The 19,647-nt window shown below is 68.6% G+C and carries 19 protein-coding genes and 1 tRNA gene; 8 read left to right on the forward strand and 12 right to left on the reverse strand.

Going from position 1 to position 19,647, the window contains the following annotated elements; all coding sequences use genetic code 11:
• The first annotated feature begins 137 nt into the window (after positions 1-137).
• Positions 138-2,246: a LuxR family transcriptional regulator gene (locus NP4_RS42655; RefSeq protein ID WP_067998737.1), complete on the forward strand. Its 2,109-nt coding sequence runs from the start codon at positions 138-140 to the stop codon at positions 2,244-2,246.
• A gap of 19 nt (positions 2,247-2,265) precedes the next feature.
• On the opposite strand, the gene NP4_RS16750 is transcribed toward NP4_RS42655, so the two are convergent.
• On the reverse strand, positions 2,266-2,961 hold the full coding sequence (locus tag NP4_RS16750) for a hypothetical protein (RefSeq protein ID WP_114755798.1): 696 nt from the start codon (positions 2,959-2,961) through the stop codon (positions 2,266-2,268).
• 112 nt (positions 2,962-3,073) lie between these two features.
• Between NP4_RS16750 and NP4_RS16755 the strand changes: the two genes are divergently transcribed.
• The 3 genes from NP4_RS16755 to NP4_RS16765 all read left to right on the forward strand — a co-directional run bounded on the left by NP4_RS16755 (position 3,074) and on the right by NP4_RS16765 (position 5,492).
• Positions 3,074-4,609, forward strand: coding sequence for an MFS transporter (locus NP4_RS16755; protein ID WP_067998741.1), 1,536 nt, complete (start codon positions 3,074-3,076; stop codon positions 4,607-4,609).
• 77 nt (positions 4,610-4,686) lie between these two features.
• Positions 4,687-4,760: transfer RNA gene (locus NP4_RS16760), tRNA-Ile, on the forward strand.
• A 267-nt stretch (positions 4,761-5,027) separates the two neighbouring features.
• Positions 5,028-5,492, forward strand: a complete 465-nt coding sequence (locus tag NP4_RS16765; RefSeq protein WP_067998743.1) for a Het-E N-terminal domain-containing protein — start codon at positions 5,028-5,030, stop codon at positions 5,490-5,492.
• Between the two features lie 351 nt (positions 5,493-5,843).
• On the opposite strand, the gene NP4_RS16770 is transcribed toward NP4_RS16765, so the two are convergent.
• The gene (locus NP4_RS16770; protein WP_067998745.1) at positions 5,844-6,836 is read right to left on the reverse strand and encodes a zinc-binding dehydrogenase; all 993 of its coding nucleotides are present in this window, start codon (positions 6,834-6,836) and stop codon (positions 5,844-5,846) included.
• Positions 6,837-7,077: 241 nt separating this feature from the next.
• On the opposite strand from NP4_RS16770, the gene NP4_RS16775 reads away from it, so the two are divergent.
• The gene (locus NP4_RS16775) at positions 7,078-8,082 is read left to right on the forward strand and encodes a TerC/Alx family metal homeostasis membrane protein (protein WP_067998747.1); all 1,005 of its coding nucleotides are present in this window, start codon (positions 7,078-7,080) and stop codon (positions 8,080-8,082) included.
• Between the two features lie 19 nt (positions 8,083-8,101).
• On the opposite strand, the gene NP4_RS16780 is transcribed toward NP4_RS16775, so the two are convergent.
• The 5 genes from NP4_RS16780 to NP4_RS16800 all read right to left on the reverse strand — a co-directional run bounded on the left by NP4_RS16780 (position 8,102) and on the right by NP4_RS16800 (position 12,733).
• Complete coding sequence (locus NP4_RS16780) at positions 8,102-9,865, reverse strand: SDR family oxidoreductase (RefSeq protein ID WP_067998970.1); 1,764 nt, start codon at positions 9,863-9,865, stop codon at positions 8,102-8,104.
• 11 nt (positions 9,866-9,876) lie between these two features.
• Complete coding sequence (locus tag NP4_RS16785) at positions 9,877-10,986, reverse strand: PDR/VanB family oxidoreductase (protein WP_067998749.1); 1,110 nt, start codon at positions 10,984-10,986, stop codon at positions 9,877-9,879.
• Positions 10,983-11,888 (reverse strand): metal-dependent hydrolase, encoded by a 906-nt coding sequence (locus NP4_RS16790; RefSeq protein ID WP_067998751.1) that lies wholly within the window; start codon positions 11,886-11,888, stop codon positions 10,983-10,985. Before NP4_RS16790 ends, NP4_RS16785 begins: the two co-directional genes overlap by 4 nt.
• Before the next feature lie 103 nt (positions 11,889-11,991).
• Positions 11,992-12,411, reverse strand: coding sequence for a hypothetical protein (locus tag NP4_RS16795; protein ID WP_067998753.1), 420 nt, complete (start codon positions 12,409-12,411; stop codon positions 11,992-11,994).
• Positions 12,404-12,733, reverse strand: coding sequence for a winged helix-turn-helix transcriptional regulator (locus NP4_RS16800; protein WP_067998755.1), 330 nt, complete (start codon positions 12,731-12,733; stop codon positions 12,404-12,406). The genes NP4_RS16795 and NP4_RS16800 overlap by 8 nt, the downstream gene beginning before the upstream one ends.
• 51 nt (positions 12,734-12,784) lie before the next feature.
• Here NP4_RS16800 and NP4_RS16805 point away from each other — a divergent pair, with 51 nt between their 5' ends.
• Entirely contained in the window at positions 12,785-13,522 is a 738-nt protein-coding gene (locus NP4_RS16805) for an SDR family oxidoreductase (protein ID WP_067998757.1), read from the forward strand.
• Here the strand turns inward: NP4_RS16805 and NP4_RS16810 are convergent.
• From NP4_RS16810 to NP4_RS16820, 3 genes are all read right to left on the reverse strand, one after another.
• Positions 13,504-14,382: an alpha/beta fold hydrolase gene (locus NP4_RS16810; protein ID WP_067998758.1), complete on the reverse strand. Its 879-nt coding sequence runs from the start codon at positions 14,380-14,382 to the stop codon at positions 13,504-13,506. The two genes, NP4_RS16805 and NP4_RS16810, sit on opposite strands and share 19 nt — an antisense overlap.
• Positions 14,379-14,810 carry a helix-turn-helix domain-containing protein gene (locus NP4_RS16815; RefSeq protein WP_067998760.1) on the reverse strand — a complete coding sequence of 144 codons (432 nt, stop codon included), beginning with the start codon at positions 14,808-14,810 and terminating at the stop codon, positions 14,379-14,381. The genes NP4_RS16810 and NP4_RS16815 overlap by 4 nt, the downstream gene beginning before the upstream one ends.
• Before the next feature lie 63 nt (positions 14,811-14,873).
• A complete protein-coding gene (locus NP4_RS16820) occupies positions 14,874-15,653 on the reverse strand; it encodes an enoyl-CoA hydratase-related protein (protein WP_067998762.1) in 780 nt (259 codons plus the stop codon).
• Positions 15,654-15,697: 44 nt separating this feature from the next.
• Here NP4_RS16820 and NP4_RS16825 point away from each other — a divergent pair, with 44 nt between their 5' ends.
• The gene (locus NP4_RS16825; RefSeq protein ID WP_067998764.1) at positions 15,698-15,988 is read left to right on the forward strand and encodes a DUF1330 domain-containing protein; all 291 of its coding nucleotides are present in this window, start codon (positions 15,698-15,700) and stop codon (positions 15,986-15,988) included.
• A gap of 58 nt (positions 15,989-16,046) precedes the next feature.
• Entirely contained in the window at positions 16,047-17,030 is a 984-nt protein-coding gene (locus NP4_RS16830) for an LLM class flavin-dependent oxidoreductase (RefSeq protein WP_211335921.1), read from the forward strand.
• On the opposite strand, the gene NP4_RS16835 is transcribed toward NP4_RS16830, so the two are convergent.
• Positions 17,027-18,166, reverse strand: coding sequence for an XdhC family protein (locus NP4_RS16835; protein ID WP_067998766.1), 1,140 nt, complete (start codon positions 18,164-18,166; stop codon positions 17,027-17,029). The two genes, NP4_RS16830 and NP4_RS16835, sit on opposite strands and share 4 nt — an antisense overlap.
• A 5-nt stretch (positions 18,167-18,171) precedes the next feature.
• Positions 18,172-19,605, reverse strand: a complete 1,434-nt coding sequence (locus NP4_RS16840) for an NCS2 family permease (RefSeq protein ID WP_067998768.1) — start codon at positions 19,603-19,605, stop codon at positions 18,172-18,174.
• Positions 19,606-19,647: the final 42 nt, after the last annotated feature.

Genomic DNA, 19,647 nt, shown 5'->3' on the forward strand with positions numbered 1-19,647 from the left:
CGTTGTGCACCGGCTGAATTCCCGTGCGTCCCGCGACGTACACAGCTGCAACGTTGCCGCTTACCCGCTAGACCGCGTCTCAGCCGAGGCGCACCCCTTCAGTCGGGGTACATCAGATCGACGAAGGGACAACGAGCATGCAACGGTCGGTCGCTCGGGACCGAGGCCGGGCAGCGGTCGTCATCGGTCCACACGAACCACATCCGGCGCGTCTGCCGCGCCCGGAGGGGGACAGCCTGGCCTCGGCCTTGGCCACGGATCGGGTGCGACATCGGGTAGCGCAGGCGATGGCGGTGTTGGGGGCCGCCTCCGATATCGATTTCGTCGCCGCGCTGTTGGACGCCGAACCGGACACCATCCGCGGTGTCGTCGAGGATCTCACCGCGATGGGGGTGGTCGAAGGACAGCGGTTGCATCCGCCGTCGGTGGCCGCCAGCCTGTTGCGCGAGCTGTCCGCCGACGAGCGCACCGCGTGGCACACCCGTGCCGCGGAGGTTCTGTACCGCAACGACTTCCCCGCCGGCGCGGTGGCCGCACAGCTGGTCGCCGCCGGGGACGCGCGCAGTACCTGGGCCGCCCAGGTACTGGTGGAGGCCGCCGACGAGGCGCTCATCCACGACGATATCGACGGCGCCGCACAGCGTTTGGAGCTGGCCTACCGGGCCAGTCGGCGGGCCAGCGGCCGCGCCGCCATCGCCACCCGGCTGGTCTCGGTGGAACGGCGCGTCAATCCGTCCACTCGTACCCGTAACTTCGCCCGCCTCAAGGCGGCCCTGTATACGGGCCGGGTGCCGGATACCGAACTGCCCACCGCGGTGCTGCACATGCTGTGGCACGGTCACACTCAGCACGCCGATCAGGCGCTGGCTCGGCTGGACCGCGGCCCGCACCGGATCGTCGATCCGGCCGTGGACTTCCTGTGCGCGTGGTTGCGCTACACCCATCCCACGCATGTGGAACGACACAGACGGTTGTTCGCGACGCGGCTCGGCGAGGGCGGGCGCGCCGCCTTCGACCGGCGCTCACCGCATCGCCAGTCGGCGGATCTGCTGGCCGCGCTGTCGGTACAGCATCCGCCCGCGGAGATAGCCGGTCTGGCGCAACGCATTCTGGCCGGTCACCGACTGGCAGTCACCACCGTGGAGGCCCTGGTCGCGGCGGTCGACTGTCTGATTCACGGCGATCGGCTCGATACCGCCGACGCCTGGTGCACCTCGCTGCTGGCCGAGGCGCAGGCCCGGCGGGCGCCCACCTGGCGTTCGGTCTTCGCCGCGCTGCGCGCGGAAACCCTGCTGCGCAAGGGAAATCTGACCGGCGCCATCGACAATGCCACGCTCGCACTGAATCTCGTGCCCGCCGAACACCTCGGTGTCTGGGTGGGTCGGCCGATCGCGGTGCTGGTGCGTGCGCTGACGGCGCAGGGCAGACATACCGAGGCCGCGGCGCAACTGGGCCGTCCGGTGCCCCGGGCGATGTTCGAATCCCGCTTCGCCCTACCGTATCTGCACGCCTGGGGCCATCACTGCCTGGCGACCGGGCGGCCCGAGGAGGCGCTACGGCAGTTCCGGCAGTGCGGCAATCTGATGCGCCAATGGCATCTGGATTTCGCGTGGCTGGTGCCCTGGCGCAACGATCTGGCCGCGGCCTATCTCGAACTCGGGGATCGGCGGCGGGCCCAGGCGCTGGCCACCATGCATCTGGAGCTGATCGGCGGCGCCGATCGGCATCGCACGGGTTCGGTCTCGCTGCGGCTGCTGGCCGCGACGGGCGATGCGCATCGCCGGGTGCTGCTGCTGCGGCGGGCCGTCGCGGTGGCCCGCGCGGGCGGTGACGACCACGAATTGGCCACGGCGCTGACCGAATTGGGCCGCGCGCATCGCACCATCGGCGACGCCGACAAGGCGCGACCGCTGCTGCGCGAGGCGGTGCGGCTGGCCGAATCCTGTGGTTCGGGGGCGCTGGTGCGGCGGCTGCGTGGTGATCGCAGTCCCGCGCCGACCGCGCCGACGCCGCGGGTGCGGGTGACCGCGGGCAGTGTGGAGACGCTCAGTCCGGCCGAACGCCGGGTCGCGGAACTGGCCGCACTGGGCAAACGCAACCGCGATATCGCCGAATCGCTGGCCATTACGACCAGCACGGTCGAACAGCATCTGACCCGGGTGTACCGCAAGCTGTCGGTCGCGCGCCGCGGGGATCTGCAGTTCGTGCTGTCGGCGCACGCGGCGGCCGAATCCGCCGTGGGCTGAACCGCATTCGGCCGCCGGGTCAGCCGCGCGTATGCGCCGCGGCCCGGTGGCCGATCGCGGCGGGACGGGCGGGCCGGTCGAGGGTGCCGCGCAGCATCAGCAGACCGGTCACGCCCGTCCACAGCACCAGGGTGTCGAAGGCGATCCGCTCCTCGAGCCCGGCCCCCAAGCCGAGCGCGGGCGCGCTGTAGAGCGCCCAGCCGCCGATCGCGGATATTCCGGCGCACACCCCGGTCCACACCCGAATCGCGCGGTGCGGCAACGCGACCGCGAGGAACACCATGCCCAGCAGCTGCGCAGCCCAGCGCAGCACCTCGGCCGCGTCGTGGGTGGCCGGATCGACATTCACCGGGGTGAGCGCGCCGATGACCATGGCCACGGCGGCGACCGTCAGCAGGATGCCGCCCGCGCGTTGCAGCGGCTGAGTGGCGCGCACCGACCAGGCCAGCGCCCCCGAGGCGGTCAGCGCGCCCAGCGCCACGGTCGCGAGCATCCAGCTCAGATGCCACGGCGAGCACACGTACCGGTACGCGCCGCCGATATCGGCCAGTGGCGCGCAGCTCGTCGCGCCCAGATCGCCCACGTGATTGACGGTGACACGGTAGGGCCGGGGCCAGCCCGCGGCCACGATCGCGACCGTCGGCAGGTAGAGCAGGGTCGCGGCCCAGCTCCAGCCGGTCACAGTCGCGAGCCGCGTGGCGAATACCGTCCTCATGCCGATCACTGTGCGGAATCGATGATGAGAAAACCGTGAGGCGCGCCCTTCGCCCGGGGAAATAGGATAGCTGCACGCTTGCCCGTTTCCAGACGAGTGTCGAAGGGATCGCATGACCACGCCGAACGAGGCCGAATCCGAGGATATTTCACCGGTTCGAGGCCGCTGGGCCATGCTCGCCGTACTGTGTGCGAGCCTGTTGCTCGTGGCGATGGACGCCACCATTCTGAATGTGGCCCTGCCCTCGCTCATCGAGGACCTGCGGCCCGGGGCGGTGGCGCAGCTGTGGATCGTCGACATCTACGGCCTGATACTCGGCGGGCTGCTGGTGACCTGCGGGGCCATCGGCGATCGGATCGGGCGCAGGCGGCTGTTCCTGCTCGGGTTCGTGCTGTTCGGGGTCGCGTCGGTGGTGGCGGCGACCGCGACCACGACCGCGCAACTGGTCGGCGGTCGGGTGCTGCTCGCGGTGGGCGGGGCGATGGTGATGCCCTCGACGCTGTCGCTGATCCGCAATATCTTCACCGATGCCCGCGAGCGCACCCGGGCCATCGGAATCTGGTCTGCCATCGCCGGGGCGGGCGCGTGTGTGGGCCCGACCGTGGGCGGCTATCTGGTGCAGCATTTCGGCTGGGCCGCGGCGTTCTGGGTGAATGTGCCGGTAGTCGTGGTCGCGGTGGTGGCCGGGGTATGGCTGCTGCCGGAGTATCGGGTGCCCTCGGCGAGTCCGTTCGACTGGCTCAGCGTGCCGCTGTCGGTGCTGGGCATCGTCGGATTCGCCTGGGGTGTCAAACATCTCGCGCGCGGGGAGGACATCGTCGGCAATGCGGCGGTGCTTGCCGTCGGTGTCGTACTGCTGATCTGGTTCGGCCGCCGCCAACTCGCCCTGACCGATCCGTTGCTGGACATCCGACTGTTCCGCCGCCCCGTCTTCCTGGCGGCGGCCCTGGCCACTCTGCTGGCGATGATCGCGATCGGCGCCGCGCTGTATCTGATCTCGTTGTGGCTGCAGTACATTCACGGCTACTCCCCCGCCGAGGCGGGCCTGCGCACCGTCCCCGCCGCGGTGGCCACCCTGTTGGGCTCCCTGGCCACCCCCGCCCTACTGCGCCACATCGGCGTCCGCACCGTCCTGGTCGCCAGCCTGACCACCCTGGCCCTCGGCTTCCTGGTCCTGGCCCTGTCCCCCGAACCGACCACCTACCCCGTCATCGCACTGGTCCTGATCTGCATGGGAATCGGCGACGGCATAGCGATCACCGCGGCCGCCGCCGTCCTGGTCTCCTCGGTCCCACCCGAACGAGCCGGTCAGGGCGGCGCGGTCGAGGAAACCAACTACGAACTGGGCAACGGCCTGGGCGTAGCCCTACTCGGCAGCATCCACGGCGCCCTGTTCACCGCCCACATGACCGACCTCCCCCTCCAGGGCGACCAACTGCGAACCGCCCGCGACTCGGTAGGCGGCGCCATAGAGATCTCCACTGAACTGAGCGCCCCCCTCGCCCACCAAATCCGCGAATCCGCCACCGCCGCCTTCGATTCGGCCCTCACGGTGACCTCCTACATCGCCGCCGCGATAGTCCTGACAGTCGCCGCACTCGCCGCCCTACTGGTCCCCCGAGGCACCCGAACCACCACAACCCACTGACCCCCGACACCCGGTCCCCGAATAGGCGAACCACCCCCACACCCGGTACCATCGCCCCAGCCCGCAGCAAGCGGTCGGGGGCGGTAGCTCAGTCGGTTAGAGCCGCGGACTCATAATCCGTTGGTCGTGGGTTCGAGCCCCACCCGCCCCACCGAGTCCCTTTATCTGCGGGAACACTGCGGTACAACCGTTTCCATAAAGCGTGAGCCGAGGAATCGGAAACCCGCGCTGGTGAGACCGGCCGCTGAGGCCATGTGGTCACGTCGGCGCACCGCGGCGCCGGTTGCGTCTGCGCGGCCGAGGCAGTGGCGCTTCAGTGAGCCGCCACGGCAAGTCGCATGGGAACCTCGGACACGAAGTGCCCTTCAGCGCTAATTTTGCACACCGAAAAGCGTTGTTCGAAGGGGACGCTCGGCAGATGGATCCAGTGACAGCGGCGGTTGTCGCGGCGGTCGCGGCTGGTGCGTTGGCGGGAGCCACACAGACGGCGAGCCAGTTGGTCAAGGACGCGTACGACAGGCTCGAGGGTCTACTGTCCAGGAAGTATCGGGATGTAGACGTGACGGGTGTAGAGCGTCGGCCCAACTCCGATGCCAAGAAGGAGTCATTGGCCGAAGATCTCGACGATGCGGGAGCTGGCGGCGATTCGGAGTTGGCGGAGGCTGCGGCCGCGGTGTTGGAGGCAGTTCGTCAGCATGCCCCTCAGGTCCTGATCGGTGTCGATGTGAAAGGACTTGTAGCGGCAGCTTTGGAGATTTCCGACATCGAGTCGACCGGGAATGGGGTACGGCTGACGGACAGCAATATCGCGGGTCATACGAAGATTGCGGGGGTGAGGGCGGGATTTTCGGGGCCGCCGGACCCCACCGCGGCGCGGTCCTGACCCCCGGCACCACCGCGTCGTCCGCTCCTGTCGGCGGGAGCAACATCTACACCGGGAACACCATCCACGGCGACTTCACGGTCCACAGCGTCGGACGTACGCCCCGGTCGTTGCGTGAACTTGTTCGATGGTTCGGCGAATCCGACCTGCCCCTGATCTGCGACCTCAACCCCTACCAGCTCGGGGCGACGAGTTCGGCGTTCGGCAACGCTCATGACCATGGTCGTTGCGATCCATATGTGCCCCGCACTCGTAATCAGATCGACTTTCGTCTGTCGGAGGCGCTGACCGGCACCCGGATGGTGATCGTGGAAGTTGAAGCACTTTCGACACGCAAGCCCGTTCCCGCCCTCACACCGTCAAGATCGTCCGCCCCACCGCCGCCCTCGTCTCCACGGCCGCATGGGCCGCGGCGGCCTCATCCAGGCCGAAAGTTTGCCCCACAACCACTTCCAACCGCCCCGCCGCGGCCTCGCCGAAAGCCTTCAGGCCCAAGGCGTGCCAGTCGAGGTCGCCTCGGGTGAGGTCCATGAGGGTGGTCACCGTGACTCCCTGCCTCGCAGCGGCTTCGGGGGTGATGGGGGCGAAATCGCCTGCGGCGTTGCCGTATCCGATGAAGTGGCCGCCGTGGGTCAGGGTGCCCATGGCGTCGGTGCCGATTCGGCCCCCCGCGCCGTCGAGGACGACGTCGACGCCGTCGCCGATGGCCTCGAGGACCGTGTCCGCCCAGCCGGACTCCTCGTAGTCGACGAACTGTTCGGCTCCGAGCCGCCGGGCCAGGTCGAGCTTCGCCGCACCCCTCGCGGCGGCGATCACCCGGGCACCGGCGGCTCGCGCCAGTTGGGTCAGCAGTGTGCCTAGGCCGCCGCCGGCCGCGGTGATCAGTACCCACTGGCCGGGGCGCAGGGCCGCGTGATGGGCCACCGCCAAGGCCGTGCGGCCGTCGTGGACCAGGGCCGCGGCGGGTATGAAGTCCAATCCGGTGGGCAGTTCGGCGAGCGAATCCTGCCGGGCGAGTGCCTTCTCCGCGTAGCCGCCGATCGGCAGGCCGCCGCCGATGCCGCTGGCCGCGGTCTTGGTCGCCACGCGCTTGCCGATCCAGGCGGGATCCACGCCCTCGCCGAGCGCCGACACCACGCCCGCGATCGCCCCGCCGGGTACGTAGGGCGGGTCGACGGGGAAGAAGTCCAGACCCCAGCCGCTGCGCAGGCGCACATCCAGGAACATCACATCCGCCGCCGAGACGTCCACCACCACCTCGCCCGCACCGGGCGTCGGATCGGGCGTCTCGACGACCGCCAGGACCTCGGGTCCGCCGAACGATTTCACTTCCACCGCACGCATTCTCATCAGCTTTCTGTCCGCTCTCGGATACGGGCACCAGTTTTCAACCTCAACTTTGGTTGAAGTCAAGCGCCGTCTTCGATTGGTGGGTGAGCAAAAAGTTCGCTATCCTGGCGCATGAGGGGAGTACTTCCCAAGTGCCATACCGGTCAGTACGGATTCCATCGACGGAAATCCCCGGGTGGCCGCCCGGATACGGGCGAAGGAGACCTCGGGCTACTTGTCGTACCCGAGGAGACCTATGACCACGTATCTGTCCGCAGCGTCCATCGACACCATCGGCTCGCCCTGGCTGTGGGCGGCGACGATCGTCGGCGTGCTGGCGCTGCTGGCCCTGGATTTCGCGGTCACCCGTCGCCCGCACGAGGTCTCCATGCGGGAGGCCATCGGGTGGACGATCTTCTACCTCGCGCTCCCGCTGGCCTTCGGCCTGGCGATCTGGGCGGGCTACGGCGGCGCGCAGGGCACCGAATTCTTCACCGGCTATCTGCTCGAGAAGTCACTGTCGGTGGACAACCTGTTCGTCTTCATGCTGCTGCTCGCCGCGTTCGCGGTGCCCGCGGCACTGCAGCAGCGGGTGCTGCTGTTCGGCATCGTGGGCGCGCTGGTGTTGCGCGGGGTGTTCATCGCCCTCGGCGCGGCCGCGCTCGCCTCCCTGGACTGGGCGTTCCTGCTGTTCGGCCTGATTCTGCTGGTCACCGCCGTGAAATTGCTGATCGAGGCGGCCGGTGGGCATGAGCAGGAGGTCGATATCTCCTCGATGCGCTCGGTGCGTCTGATGCGCAAGCTGATGCCGGTGACCGACGACTACCGCGGCACCCGCATGACCGCGCGCGAGGCCGGTCGCCGCGCGCTGACCCCGTTGGCGCTGGTGGTGACCGCGGTCATGGCGACCGACATCGTCTTCGCGGTGGATTCGGTGCCCGCCGTCTACGGCGTGACCGGCGACCCGTATCTCGTCTTCGCCACCAACGCCTTCGCCCTGCTCGGCCTGCGCGCGCTGTATTTCGTTCTGCAGGCCGCCCTGTCGCGCCTGGTCCACCTGGCCTACGGCCTGGCCGTCATCCTCGCCTTCATCGGCGTGAAGCTGACCCTGCACTGGGCGCACGGCATCTGGGACGGCATCCCCGAGATCCCCACCCTGGCCTCGCTGGGCGTCATCGTGGTCACCCTGGCCGTGGTCACGGTGACCAGCCTGCGCGCCACCCGCGAAATCGGCCCGGCCGCACCGGCTTCCACGCCGTAGCGGCCGAAGGCCGACCCGCCTAGAGCAGCTTCACCCGCGCGGCGAAGAACCGGTGCAGCGCCGGGGCCAGCCGGTGGAAGTGGTACTGCAGATGCGATTCCGGCGTCACCGGGACGATCGCGCGACCGCGTTCGACCGCGCGGACGATCTGCTCGGCCACCTTCTCCGGCCCGTAGGCGCGCATCCGGTAGAGATTGTCGTACTTGGCCTGCTTCGCCGACTCCTCGTCCGCGGACACACCCGAGAACTTGGTGGTGGCAACGATATTGGTGTGCACGATGCCGGGGCAGATCGTGTGGACCTCGATACCCTTGCCCGCCAGCTCCGCGCGCAGGCAGTCGGAGAACATGAATACCGCCGACTTGCTCGTCGAGTAGGCGCTGAAACCGCGCTGCGGCGTATAGGCGGCCATACTCGACAGATTCACGATATGTCCGCCCAGTCCCCGCTCGGCCATGGCCGCACCGAAGGTGCGGCAGCCGTTGACCACGCCGCCGAGGTTGACCCGCAGCACCCGGTCGAAATCGGCGGCGGGAGTGGCGAAGAAGTCGCCCGCCTGCCCGATTCCGGCATTGTTGATCAGGATGTCGGGCACGCCGTGCGCCGCGAGGACCGCGGCCGCGTGTTCGGCCACCGCCGCCTCGTCGGCGACGTCGACCGCGTACGCGTGGGCCACCCCGCCCTGCGCGGCAACCAGTTCCGCGGTCTCCTTGGCCGCGTCCAGATTGATATCAGACAGTACGATCTCCGCGCCGCGCCGGGCGAAGGCCAGCGCGGTCTCCCGGCCGATCCCGCTGCCGCCGCCGGTGATCACCACCAGATGATCCTCGAATCGCTCACCGGCGCGGCCCACCTCGGCCCGGCGCAACGTGCGCGGCGCCTGCCCACCCGCCACCGCGGTCGCGAATTCGGCGGCGGCCGTGGCCAACAGCTCCGGATGCGAGAACGGCAGCCAGTGCCCGCCGGCGACCTCACGCCGCCACAGCTGCGGAGCCCACTGCCGCGATTCGGAGTATCCGGCCGGGCGCACGGCCACATCGCGGCGGGCGATGATCAGCTGCACCGGCACCTCGGTGCGCCGCTCGCGCGGATTGAGCAGGCGCGGAACGATATTCGCGCGATAGATCCGCATTCCGTCGAAGAAGTCCTCCCGGAACGCGGGCCCCAGCCTCACATTGTCGGGCTCGGTCTCGTTCATCAGTCCGACAAACCGCTGCCACATCCGCTCCCCCGCCAGCGGCCGCAGCACCACCCGCGGTACGCCCGGGGTCATGAACAGGAAGGTGTACAGCGACGACAGCAGCTGCGTGAACGGCCCCCAGGCCGCACCGCGAGACAGCTTGCCGCGCATCCACTTCGCGAGATGATCGAGATTCGGCCCCGATACCGAGGTGAACGAGGCGATCCGGTCGGCCGCGCGCGGCTCGCAGACCGCCTCCCAGGCTTGCACCGAACCCCAGTCGTGGGCGAGTACGTGTACCGGCCGGTCCGGGCTCACCGCATCGGCGACGGCGAAGAAGTCGTTGGCGAATTCGTCGAGCCGGTAGTCCTCGGTGCGATCGGTGCGGGTGGAGCGACCGTGCCCGCGAGTGTCGTAGGCGACGACATGGAACCGGTCGGTCAGCAGCGGAATCACCCGATCCCACAGGTGATGGTCGTCGGGCCACCCGTGCATCAGCACCAGGGTGTCGGCGGACGGATCACCGTATTCGTAGACGGCCAAATCGAATTCGCCGCTGCGGACGGTGCGCTCGGCCTCCGGGGCGGGTGTCCGGTCGGTCACGATGTACTCCTTCACAGATCCAGCACCAAACGTTCACCGCCGCAGCGGGATACGCAGATCAGCATGTCACCGGCCGCGCGCTCGTCCTCGGTCAGAACGGTGTCGCGATGTTCGACCGTGCCCTCCAGCACACGCACGCGGCAGGTCCGGCAGAACCCCTGCCGGCAGGAATAGGCGGCGTCCGGGCGCACGGTCAGCACCTGTTCCAGGGCCGAGCGATCGGCGGGCACCTCGATCACCTCGCCGGTGCGGGCCAGTTCGATGCGGAACGGTTTGCCGTCGAGTACCGGCGGGGCGGAGAAACGCTCGGAATGCAGTTCCACACCGGGCATTTCGCTCACCGCGGCCGCGATGACATCGGTCATCGGGACGGGACCGCAACAATAGACCGAGGTGTCGGGCCCGATATCGCCGAGCAGATCCGCCGCGACGGGCAGCCCGTGCGCGTCGTCGGTGCGCACGGTGACCCGGCCGCCGAAAGCTTCCACCTCGTCGAGGAACGGGATGGTGTCGCGGCTGCGGCCGGTGTAGACCATCGACCACTCGACGCCGAGCCGGTCGGCCATGCGCATCATCGGCAGGATCGGCGTGATCCCGATACCACCGGCGACGAAATGCAGTCGCGCGGCATCGGATCCGTAGCCCGGCAGCACGAACGGGAAGGCGTTGCGGGGTCCACGCACGGTCACCGCCGCACCGGTCCGCAGGGCCTCGTGTACCTCGAGCGAGCCACCGCCGCCCTCGGGTATGCGGCGCACCGCGATTCGATAGCCGGACCGGTCGGCGGGGTCGCCGCACAGCGAGTACTGCCGCAGCCGCCCGGAGGGAAGTTCCAGATCCAGATGCGCGCCCGGCCGCCACGCCGGCAGCTCACGGCCGTCGGTCGCGGTCAGCAACAGGCTGATCACATCGGTGTCGTGCGCCTCCACCCGCCGCTCGACCACGGTCATCGCCAGTCGCCGATCGTCCACGCGGCCGTGCGGATCGCGGCGGTTGATCAGCGCCGTCCAGCGCAGCCTGGTCTTCGCCACGGCGTCGAAGACCCGAATCGCCCTGTCCCGCCGCTGTTTTCCGTACAGATCGGCGGGCAGCTGCGCCGGGGCCGGACGTCGAACGGTCACGAGGCGATCGCCCGCGCCGCCGGGGACTTGGCCAGATATGCCACCGCCTGCGCGGTCGAGCCGACCTTCTCCGGGGTGTAGCCGGGCTTGAACACCGAGGCCGCGCTCCACAGCAGCGACGGCACACCGGGCAGCGCACCGCGCCACATCGAGCCGAACACCTTCAGAATCAACCGGGGATATCGCATATCGGGCAGCGAATCGTCCTGGCGCACCAGGTATTTGGTGCCACGCAACACCAGCGAGACGAAGATCGGGAAGACCAGCAGCATGAGCGCGCAGCGCCGCACATAGCCGATATCGAAGTACTCACCCACCTCGTAGGCGACGAAGCGATGTTCGACCTCCTCGGCGCCGTGCCAGCGGAACAGGTCCAGCACATTGGGATCGGCGTGGAACCGCTCGAGGTCGGCATTGAGCACCCAGTCGCCGAGATAGGCGAAGAAATGCTCGAGGGTCGCGATCATGCCCAACCGCTCGACCAGCATCTGGTATTCGGCCCGGGCGTCGAGGCCCTCGCGCGCGCCCAGGGTCTTGCGGAACAGGTATTCCATCTGGCGCACATACGGTTCCACGTCGATACCGTGCGCGGAGAGCACCTCGTCGAGTACGCCGTTGTGGGTTTCGGCGTGCATGGACTCCTGCCCGATGAACCCGAGCATCTGCTCGCGCAGTTTCTCATCCTTGACCAGCGGCAGCGCCTCGGAGAACGCCTGGCAGAACATCCGCTCGCCCTCGGGCAGCAGCAGGTTCAGCGCGTTGATCAGATGCGAGGCGATGGGCTCGTCGGCCATCCAGTGCAGTGGGGTATCGCGCCAGTCGAAGTGCACGTTGCGCGCGTGCAGCGCCACTTCGCCGGGATCGATCGTCCGGTTGCGCGCCCTAAGGGGAAGTAGCTTCATCGATACTCCTGGTATGCCGTCACCGGCATTGCTGCCGTTTTGCTTCGTGAGCGTAGTAACAGTCTAACAATATATGCGACCAGGAGTTACATAAAAATTTCGGTCAGCGCCGCGTCAGCGGCCAGGTTCGGGTCTTCCCCGCGGGATCGACGGTCGTGGCCTTGGTATAGACGTGACCTGGCTCGATCGGTTCGGTCAGGACGATCCGGACCGGCTCGGTGATGAAGTTCCCGGCCGCACAGTTGGGATCGCAGGTGTTGATCCGCGCGGTACCCTCGCCCTCGGCCCGATCGGCCGCCCAGGATTTCCATCCGATGTCCTCGATCCGCATGCCCAGATCGGCACACGCCAGGATCAGATGCGCCGGACGCACCGCGGGCTTGTCGAAGGAACAGTCGATCACTTCCAGCGGGCCCGAGGCCGGCTGCGGGGCGGGTGCGGACCCCTCCGAATCCGACGCGCCGCAGGCCGACAGCGCGGCCGCGAGAACGACGGCGCAGCCGAGGAGGCGGAGTTCACGCATCCAACGCCTCCGCGATCGCGTCGCCCCGGCGATCCGCCCAGACCCACAGCGGTTCCAGCGCACCGGCGAGTTCGGTTCCGGCGGCGGTCAATTCATGGGACTTGTCCGGATGCTGCACACTCAGCCCCGCCTTCTGCAGGGTGTGCAGTCGGGTGGAGAGCATGCTCGACGAGCAGTTGCCCATGCGGCGGCGCAGTTCCAGAAAGCCCAGCGGACCGAACTCGAGTTCGCGGATCACGCGCAGCATCCACCGCTGGCCCAGCAGCTCCGTCGCCGCCTGCCGCGCCGATGGCGAGGCCCCCGATTCTCGTGCACTTCTCATTTCGAACTACCATAGTAGTTCTGAAATAGAAGCGTTCGAGAGGGAGTGGGCATGAGTTCGAGGCGAATCGCCCTGGTCACCGGCGCATCGCGTGGCATCGGGGCCGAGACGGCCCGCGTCCTGGCCGCACGCGGCGACCATGTGGTCATCAACTATCGCGAGAAGCGCAGGCGCGCACAGGATCTCGCCGACTCCATCACCGCCGCGGGCGGCAGCGCCTCGATCGCGGGGGCCGATCTGTCCGAGGCGGCCGCGGCGACGGCCCTGATCGACGATATCGCCGAACGCTTCGGCGGCCTGGATGTGCTGGTGCTCAACGCCTCCGGCGGACTCGAACACGGCGCGCCGCCGGACTACGCCATGACCATCAATCGCGATGCGCAGGTGCGGCTGGTGCGGGCGGCCCTGCCGCGGATGGCCGCCGGGAGCCGCATCGTCTTCGTCACCAGCCATCAGGCGCATTTTTACGGCCGCAAACCCGTTCCGGCGGCCTATGAGCCGATCGCGGCCAGCAAGCGCGCCGGTGAGGATGCGCTGCGCGCCCTGATCGGCGAATTCACCGAGCGCGGAATCGGTTTCACCGTGGTGTCCGGGGATATGATCGACGGCACCATCATCGTGCGCCTGTTGGAACGCCGCGATCCCGCGGCGGTGGCGGCACGCACCGAACACGGTCCGCTCCCCACGATCGAGGAGTTCGCGACCGCCGTCGCCGATGCCACCACGGCCGCGACCGAACCGGGCGCGACCGTCTACATCGGCGGCGTCGACTACCTGACCTCGCGCTGAACCCCTTCGGGCACAGTGACTTCCGCACGCAGGAACTCCTCCACCGGCTCGGGCTGACCGAGGATGGCGTGCCCGGTCTCGGGCAGCAGCCGCACCGCCGCATGCGGTACGCACTCGCGCACCCGCCGCGCGGTCGCCGCGGAGTCGAACATGACATCGCGACCACCGACGACGACCAGCATCGGGATGGTCAGCCCGCGCAGCTGCTCGTCGGTGAACACCGGCAGCCGCTCGGTGCGGGGCCGGAAATTCTCGGCGATCAGGACCACGGTGTCGAGCACCGGCGCGAACCGCTCCGCGCGCAGTCCGGTGACGACGGCCGCCGACCGGCGCAGCCCCCGGCGACCGAACAGCTTCAGTGGCAACAGTTTCCAGAGGAAGCCGAATCGCTGCGGCCCGATGCCCCCGGGGCACAGCAGCGCCAGGCGCTCGACCCGGCCAGGTCTGCGAACGGCATAGTCCAGCGCGACCCAGCCACCCAGGGACATCCCGGCCATCGCGGTCCGCGCGAGGCCGAGACCGTCGAGGACGTCGTCGAGCCACAGCGCGACCTCCTCGGAGTCCAGCCGGGGCCGCGACGGCGCGGACAACCCCGGCTCGCCGACCATATCCACGGCGTAGACGCGGAAATCCCGTGCCCAGGAGGCGATATCGCCGATCCAGGCCGAGGCGTTGGCGCTCGAACCGTGCAGCAGCACCAGCGGCGGCGCATCGGCCGGGCCGGATGCCACGACGAAAGTCTCCCCCTCCCGGGTCGGCACGCGCAGCTGTTCGGACGCGACGGGCCAGGCGCGCAACGACTCTCGATATCGGGCGAGAATCCGCTCGCGACCGGCCTCGGACTTGTAGATCGCGGTCATGACGCGAGCACCCCTTCCATGTACTCCAGTAACCGGGCGGTATCGGCCAATCCGCCCACGACGACGACCTTCATCCGGGCTCGCTGTTCGTCGTAGATGGTCTGCACCCGCAGCGACTGCTCGCCCGAACCCCGACTCTGGGCGGCGGCCATCAGATGTGTGCTCAACCGATCGGCCGCGGCGCGGTCGACCGCATCGATCTCGACGATGCTCGACACCTCGCTGTGGCGCTCGCGGCGCACGGACTCACGCGCGGATTCGGGCACCGGGCGACCGGTGAACGCCTCGAGATCGGCGTGCGCGATGCGGTACTGCTTGCCGATGCGCACGGCCGGTAGCCGCCCCTCCCGCACATAGCCGCGAATCGTGCGCACATGCAGGCCGAGCCGTTCGGCGACGTCCTCGACGGAATAGAGACGATCGGTCACAGAAAATACCCTAAACATCCCTATGCGACGTTGCAATAGGGTTATTTAGGGAAGTTTAGGGAATTAGTCGGGCCACACGGGCTGACGCTTCTCCAGGAACGCCGTCATTCCCTCCTGCGCCCCGGGCAGCTGCGAGGCCGCGGCCATGACCTCGACCGCGATCGTGTAGGCATCGGTCTCGGGTCGATCGAGCTGCGCGTAGAGCGTGCGCTTGCCCAGCGCCTTCGACGCGCGGCTGCCGCGGGTCGCGCGCCCGAGCAGTTCGGCGACGGCGGCGTCCAGATCCGCGTCGGGCGCCACGCGATTGATCAGGCCCCACTCCAGGGCCGTGTGCGCATCGATCGGATCACCGGTCAGCGCGAGTTCCATCAATCGCTTGCGTCCGATCGCGCGGGCCACCGGCACTGCGGGGGTGTGACAGAACCAGCCGCCCTTACCGCCCGGCAGCGCGAAGCCCGCGGATTCGGCGGCCACGGCCAGATCGCAGGAGGCCACCAGCTGACATCCGGCCGCGGTCGCCAAACCGTGCACGCGCGCGACGACGACCTGCGGCACGCTCTGGATGGCCGACATGACGTCGGTGCACGCGGTCAGCAGTTCCCGGACCTCGAGCAGATAGCGCGAGGCGACATCGGTGAAGTCGTGCCCGGCGGAGAACACCGGCCCGGCACCGCCCAGCACGATGCCCGTGGCATCGCTGCTGCCCGCCGCGCGGAACGCGGCCAGCAGTTCGGTCAGATGTTCGGCCGAGAGCGCGTTGCGTCGCTCGGGGCGGTTCATGGTGATGTGGATGGTGTCGCCGTCCCGGGCGACGAGTAGATGCTGGTATTCCGTGGCGCTCATAACTGCCACGGTAATTCGCTTCGGAGGTCACTAGGGTCGTTCCCATGACCGTCTACGCGCTCGCGCAGCTCACCATCACCGATCGCGAAACCTACGGACGCTATCAGGCGCGATTCATGGAGGTGCTCAGCCGATTCGACGGGCGGGTTCTCGCGGCCGACGAGCATCCGCGCGTGGAGGAGGGCGTCTGGGCCCACGACAAGGCGGTCCTGCTGGAGTTCCCGGACGAACAAGCGTTCCGCACCTGGGCCGATTCCCCCGAGTACACCGAGATCGCCGCGGACCGCAAGGCCGGCTCCCACGGCCCGGTGCTGTTGATCCGCGGCATCCGCTGACCGTACATACCCTTCGGGGAATTGTCCGCGAGCCGTCCCACGGCGAATCCTGGCACACGTGAACGATATTCGGTATGGATTGCTGCTCCCGAGCGGGCAGACGCAGGTCGAGGCCGCGGGCTCGGCGCGGGGGCTGGTCGATCTGGTGGTCGAGGTGGAACGACGCGGATTCGATTCGGCGTGGGTCGGCGATTCGCTGCTGCGGACCCGGATCGAGCCGCTGACCCTGCTGGCGTCGGCCGCGTCGGTGACCGAGCGGATCACCCTCGGCACGGCCGTACTGCTGCCCGCCTACCGCAATCCGGTGCAGGCCGCGCTGACGATCGCCTCGCTGGACGCATTGTCGCGGGGACGGCTGATTCTCGGTGTGGGCGGCGGATTTCCCGGCATCAGCGAACCGGAGTTCGAAACCTCCGGCGTCGCGTTCAAGACCCGCTTCTCGCATATGGACGACGCCGTGCGGCTGTGGCGGCGATTGTGGTCGGGCAATACCGAACCGTTCGAGGGCAGGATCCTGCGCTACGGCTGGCTGCCGGAATCGCCGCGCCCGCATCGGCCCGGCGGCCCGCCGATCTGGCTGGGCGGTATCACCCCGGCCGCGCTGCGCCGCACCGGGCGGCTCTACGACGGCTGGTTGCCCTATCCCCCGCTGCTGTCCGACTACAGCGACGGCCTGGCCGCGATCCGGGCCGAGAGCGCGGCGGCCGGGCGGCCCGACGACGCCGTCACCCCCGCCCTGTTCGCGACCGTCTGCCTCGACGAGGATCCCGTACGCGGCCGGGAGCGGCTGCGACACTACGCCGAGACCACCTACGGGCTGCCGCTGGAGACCGTCGAACAGATCCAGGTCCTGATCACCGGCTCCGCGGAACAGGTTGCGGCGCAACTGCGTCGGTACACCGACGCCGGCGCGCGCCACATCCTGCTCCGCATCGCGGCTATCGAGGAGCGGACCTTCATCGAGCAGCTGGACCGCGTCACCGCCCTGCTACCGCTGCTCACCGCGACCGTCTCCGGCGCAGGTTCGATGGCCCGGCTCTAGCGCCGCCGGTGAGACCGCACCGCATGGCTGGACGGTTGCGCGGCACTGAATTCCATCGGCGGCGGCGCGATGCTGTCGTGCGCGCCGTATCGGTGGATGGGCCCGTCGCTCGTCGCCAGCGAGCGGCCGCTGCCGCCCCGGCGCACCGCGACGATCTCGGCGGCCACGGCCACGGCCGTCTCCTCCGGGGTGTGACCACCCAGATCCAAACCGATCGGTGAACGCAATTGCGCCAGTTCACCTTCGGTGAGCCCCGCCGCGCGCAGCCGGGCCAGGCGATCGGTGTGGGTGCGCCGCGAACCCATCGCACCCACATAGGCCACCGATCGGCGCAATGCCACCTCCAGCACCGGCACATCGAATTTCGCGTCGTGGGTGAGCACACAGATCACCGTGCGCGAATCGACCCGTGCGCCTTCGAGATAGCGGTGCGGCCAGTCCACCACCACCTCGTCGGCCTCGGGAAACCTTGCGGCGGTGGCGAATACGGGCCGGGCGTCGCACACGGTGACGTGATAGCCGAGGAACTTCCCGATGCGGGCGACCGCGGCCGCGAAGTCGATCGCGCCGAATACGATCATCCGCGGCGGCGGCACGTGGGATTCGATGAATACCGTGACTTCCTCTGCGCCGCAACCGATCACCCGAACCCCGGTGGAGCCGAGGTCGAGCATGGCCCGCGCCTCGGCGACCACCCGGCCGTCGAACTCCGCACCGGTCGCCCAGTCCGGGCCCAGCGCCGTGACGGCGCCTGAACTCACATCCCGGACGAGGGCGACCGCGCCCTCGCTGCGGAGCACCGTTTCGATGGTGGCGTGATCGCGCGAGCCGATCGGGTGTACCAGCACCTCGAGCGCCCCGCCACAGGTCAGTCCGACCGCGAAGGCGTCGGAATCGCTGTAGCCGAACGTCTCCCGCTGCGGTCGGCCGGTGCGCAGCGCCTCGCGGCACAGCTCGTACACCGCGCCCTCCACACAGCCGCCGGAGATGCTGCCGATGACGACGCCCTCGTCGTTCACCGCCATGGCCGCACCCGGCAGTCTGGGTGCGCTGCCGGTGATTCCGACAATGCTGGCCACGGCATAGGTCTTACCGGCCGCATGCCACCGCAGCAGTTCCTCGGTCAGCTCGCGCATGACAGCTATCCTCCCAACAGCAGTTCGATGGCGGAGATGGCGAAGTAGCAGGCGAATACGACGCTGACCACCCATACCAGCCAATGGATTTCGCGGAACTTGCCCCGCGCCGCCTTGATCACCGTGTACGCGATCAGACCCGCGCCCACGCCGTTGGTGATCGAGTAGGTGAACGGCATCGCCACGATCGTAAGGAACGCGGGAACCGCGACCTCCAGATCGCCCCAGTCGATCTTGCGGGCCTGCGTCATCATCAACGCGCCCACCAGCACCAGCGCCGGGGCCGCGGCCTGGATCGGCACCACACCCGCGATCGGGGTGAAAAATACCGCCAGACAGAACAATCCGCCGGTCACCACGCTCGTCAAGCCGGTCCGAGCGCCCTCGCCGACGCCGGTGGCGGATTCGACGTAGACCGTGGAACCCGCACCGCCGCTGGCGCCGCCGATGATCTGCGCGACGCCGTCCATGGTCAGCACCCGGCCCAGACTCGGCATGGTGCCGTTCTTGTCGAGCAGCCCGGCCTCGTCACAGACCCCGAAAACCGTTCCCATGGCGTCGAAGAAACCGGTCAGCACCAGGGTGAACAGTACGACGCTCGCGGTCAGCGCACCCGCCCGGGCGAAGCCGCCGATCGGATCGATATGCAGCATGAGTCCGAAATCCGGTGCGGCGAACAGCTTGTCGGGCATCTTCGGCACGACCGTGCCCCACGCCTTGGGACTGATTGTGGCGACGGCGTTGATGATGATCGCCAGTACCGTCGCGGCCGCGATGCTGATCAGGATGGCGCCGGGCATCTTGCGGATGTAGAGCGCGAGCATCAGCAGCAGTCCGAAGCCGAACACGACCACCGGCCAGCCCTCGAGATGTCCGTCGGGCCCGAGCCCGACCGGCGGCCCGGTCGGGGAACCGTGCCCGACCACCCCCGAGGACACCAGCCCGATCATGGCGATGAACATGCCGATGCCGACGCCGATGGCATTCTTCAGCGCCAGCGGAATGGCGTTGATGATCATCGTCCGCAGACCGCTGGCGGCCATGATCACGATGATCACACCCATGAGCACCACCAGGCCCATGGTCTGATTCCAGGTCATATGCGGTGCGGCCTGATACGCGACGACCGGCACGACGCCGAGTCCGGCCGCCAGCGCCAGCGGCACATTGCCGACCAGGCCCATGAGAATGGTGGACAGGCCCGCGGAGAACGCCGTGGCCGTGGTGAGTTGCGCGATGCTCAGATGGGTGCCGTCGATATCCGTCGCGCCGCCCAGAATCAGCGGAACGAGCAGGATGACATAGGCCATCGCGACGAAAGTGGTGATACCACCGCGAATTTCGCGAGATACGGTGCTACGGCGTTCGCCGATCCGGAAGATCCGGTCGAGAGCGGACCTGCCGGTCGCGGGGGTGGTACGGGTCTGTACTTGGGTCATCGGTGTGCCCTCCCTTGGGCATACCCGACCTGCGGTCCGTGC

Source organism: Nocardia pseudobrasiliensis NBRC 108224 (assembly GCF_001613105.1).
Taxonomy (GTDB): domain Bacteria; phylum Actinomycetota; class Actinomycetes; order Mycobacteriales; family Mycobacteriaceae; genus Nocardia; species Nocardia pseudobrasiliensis.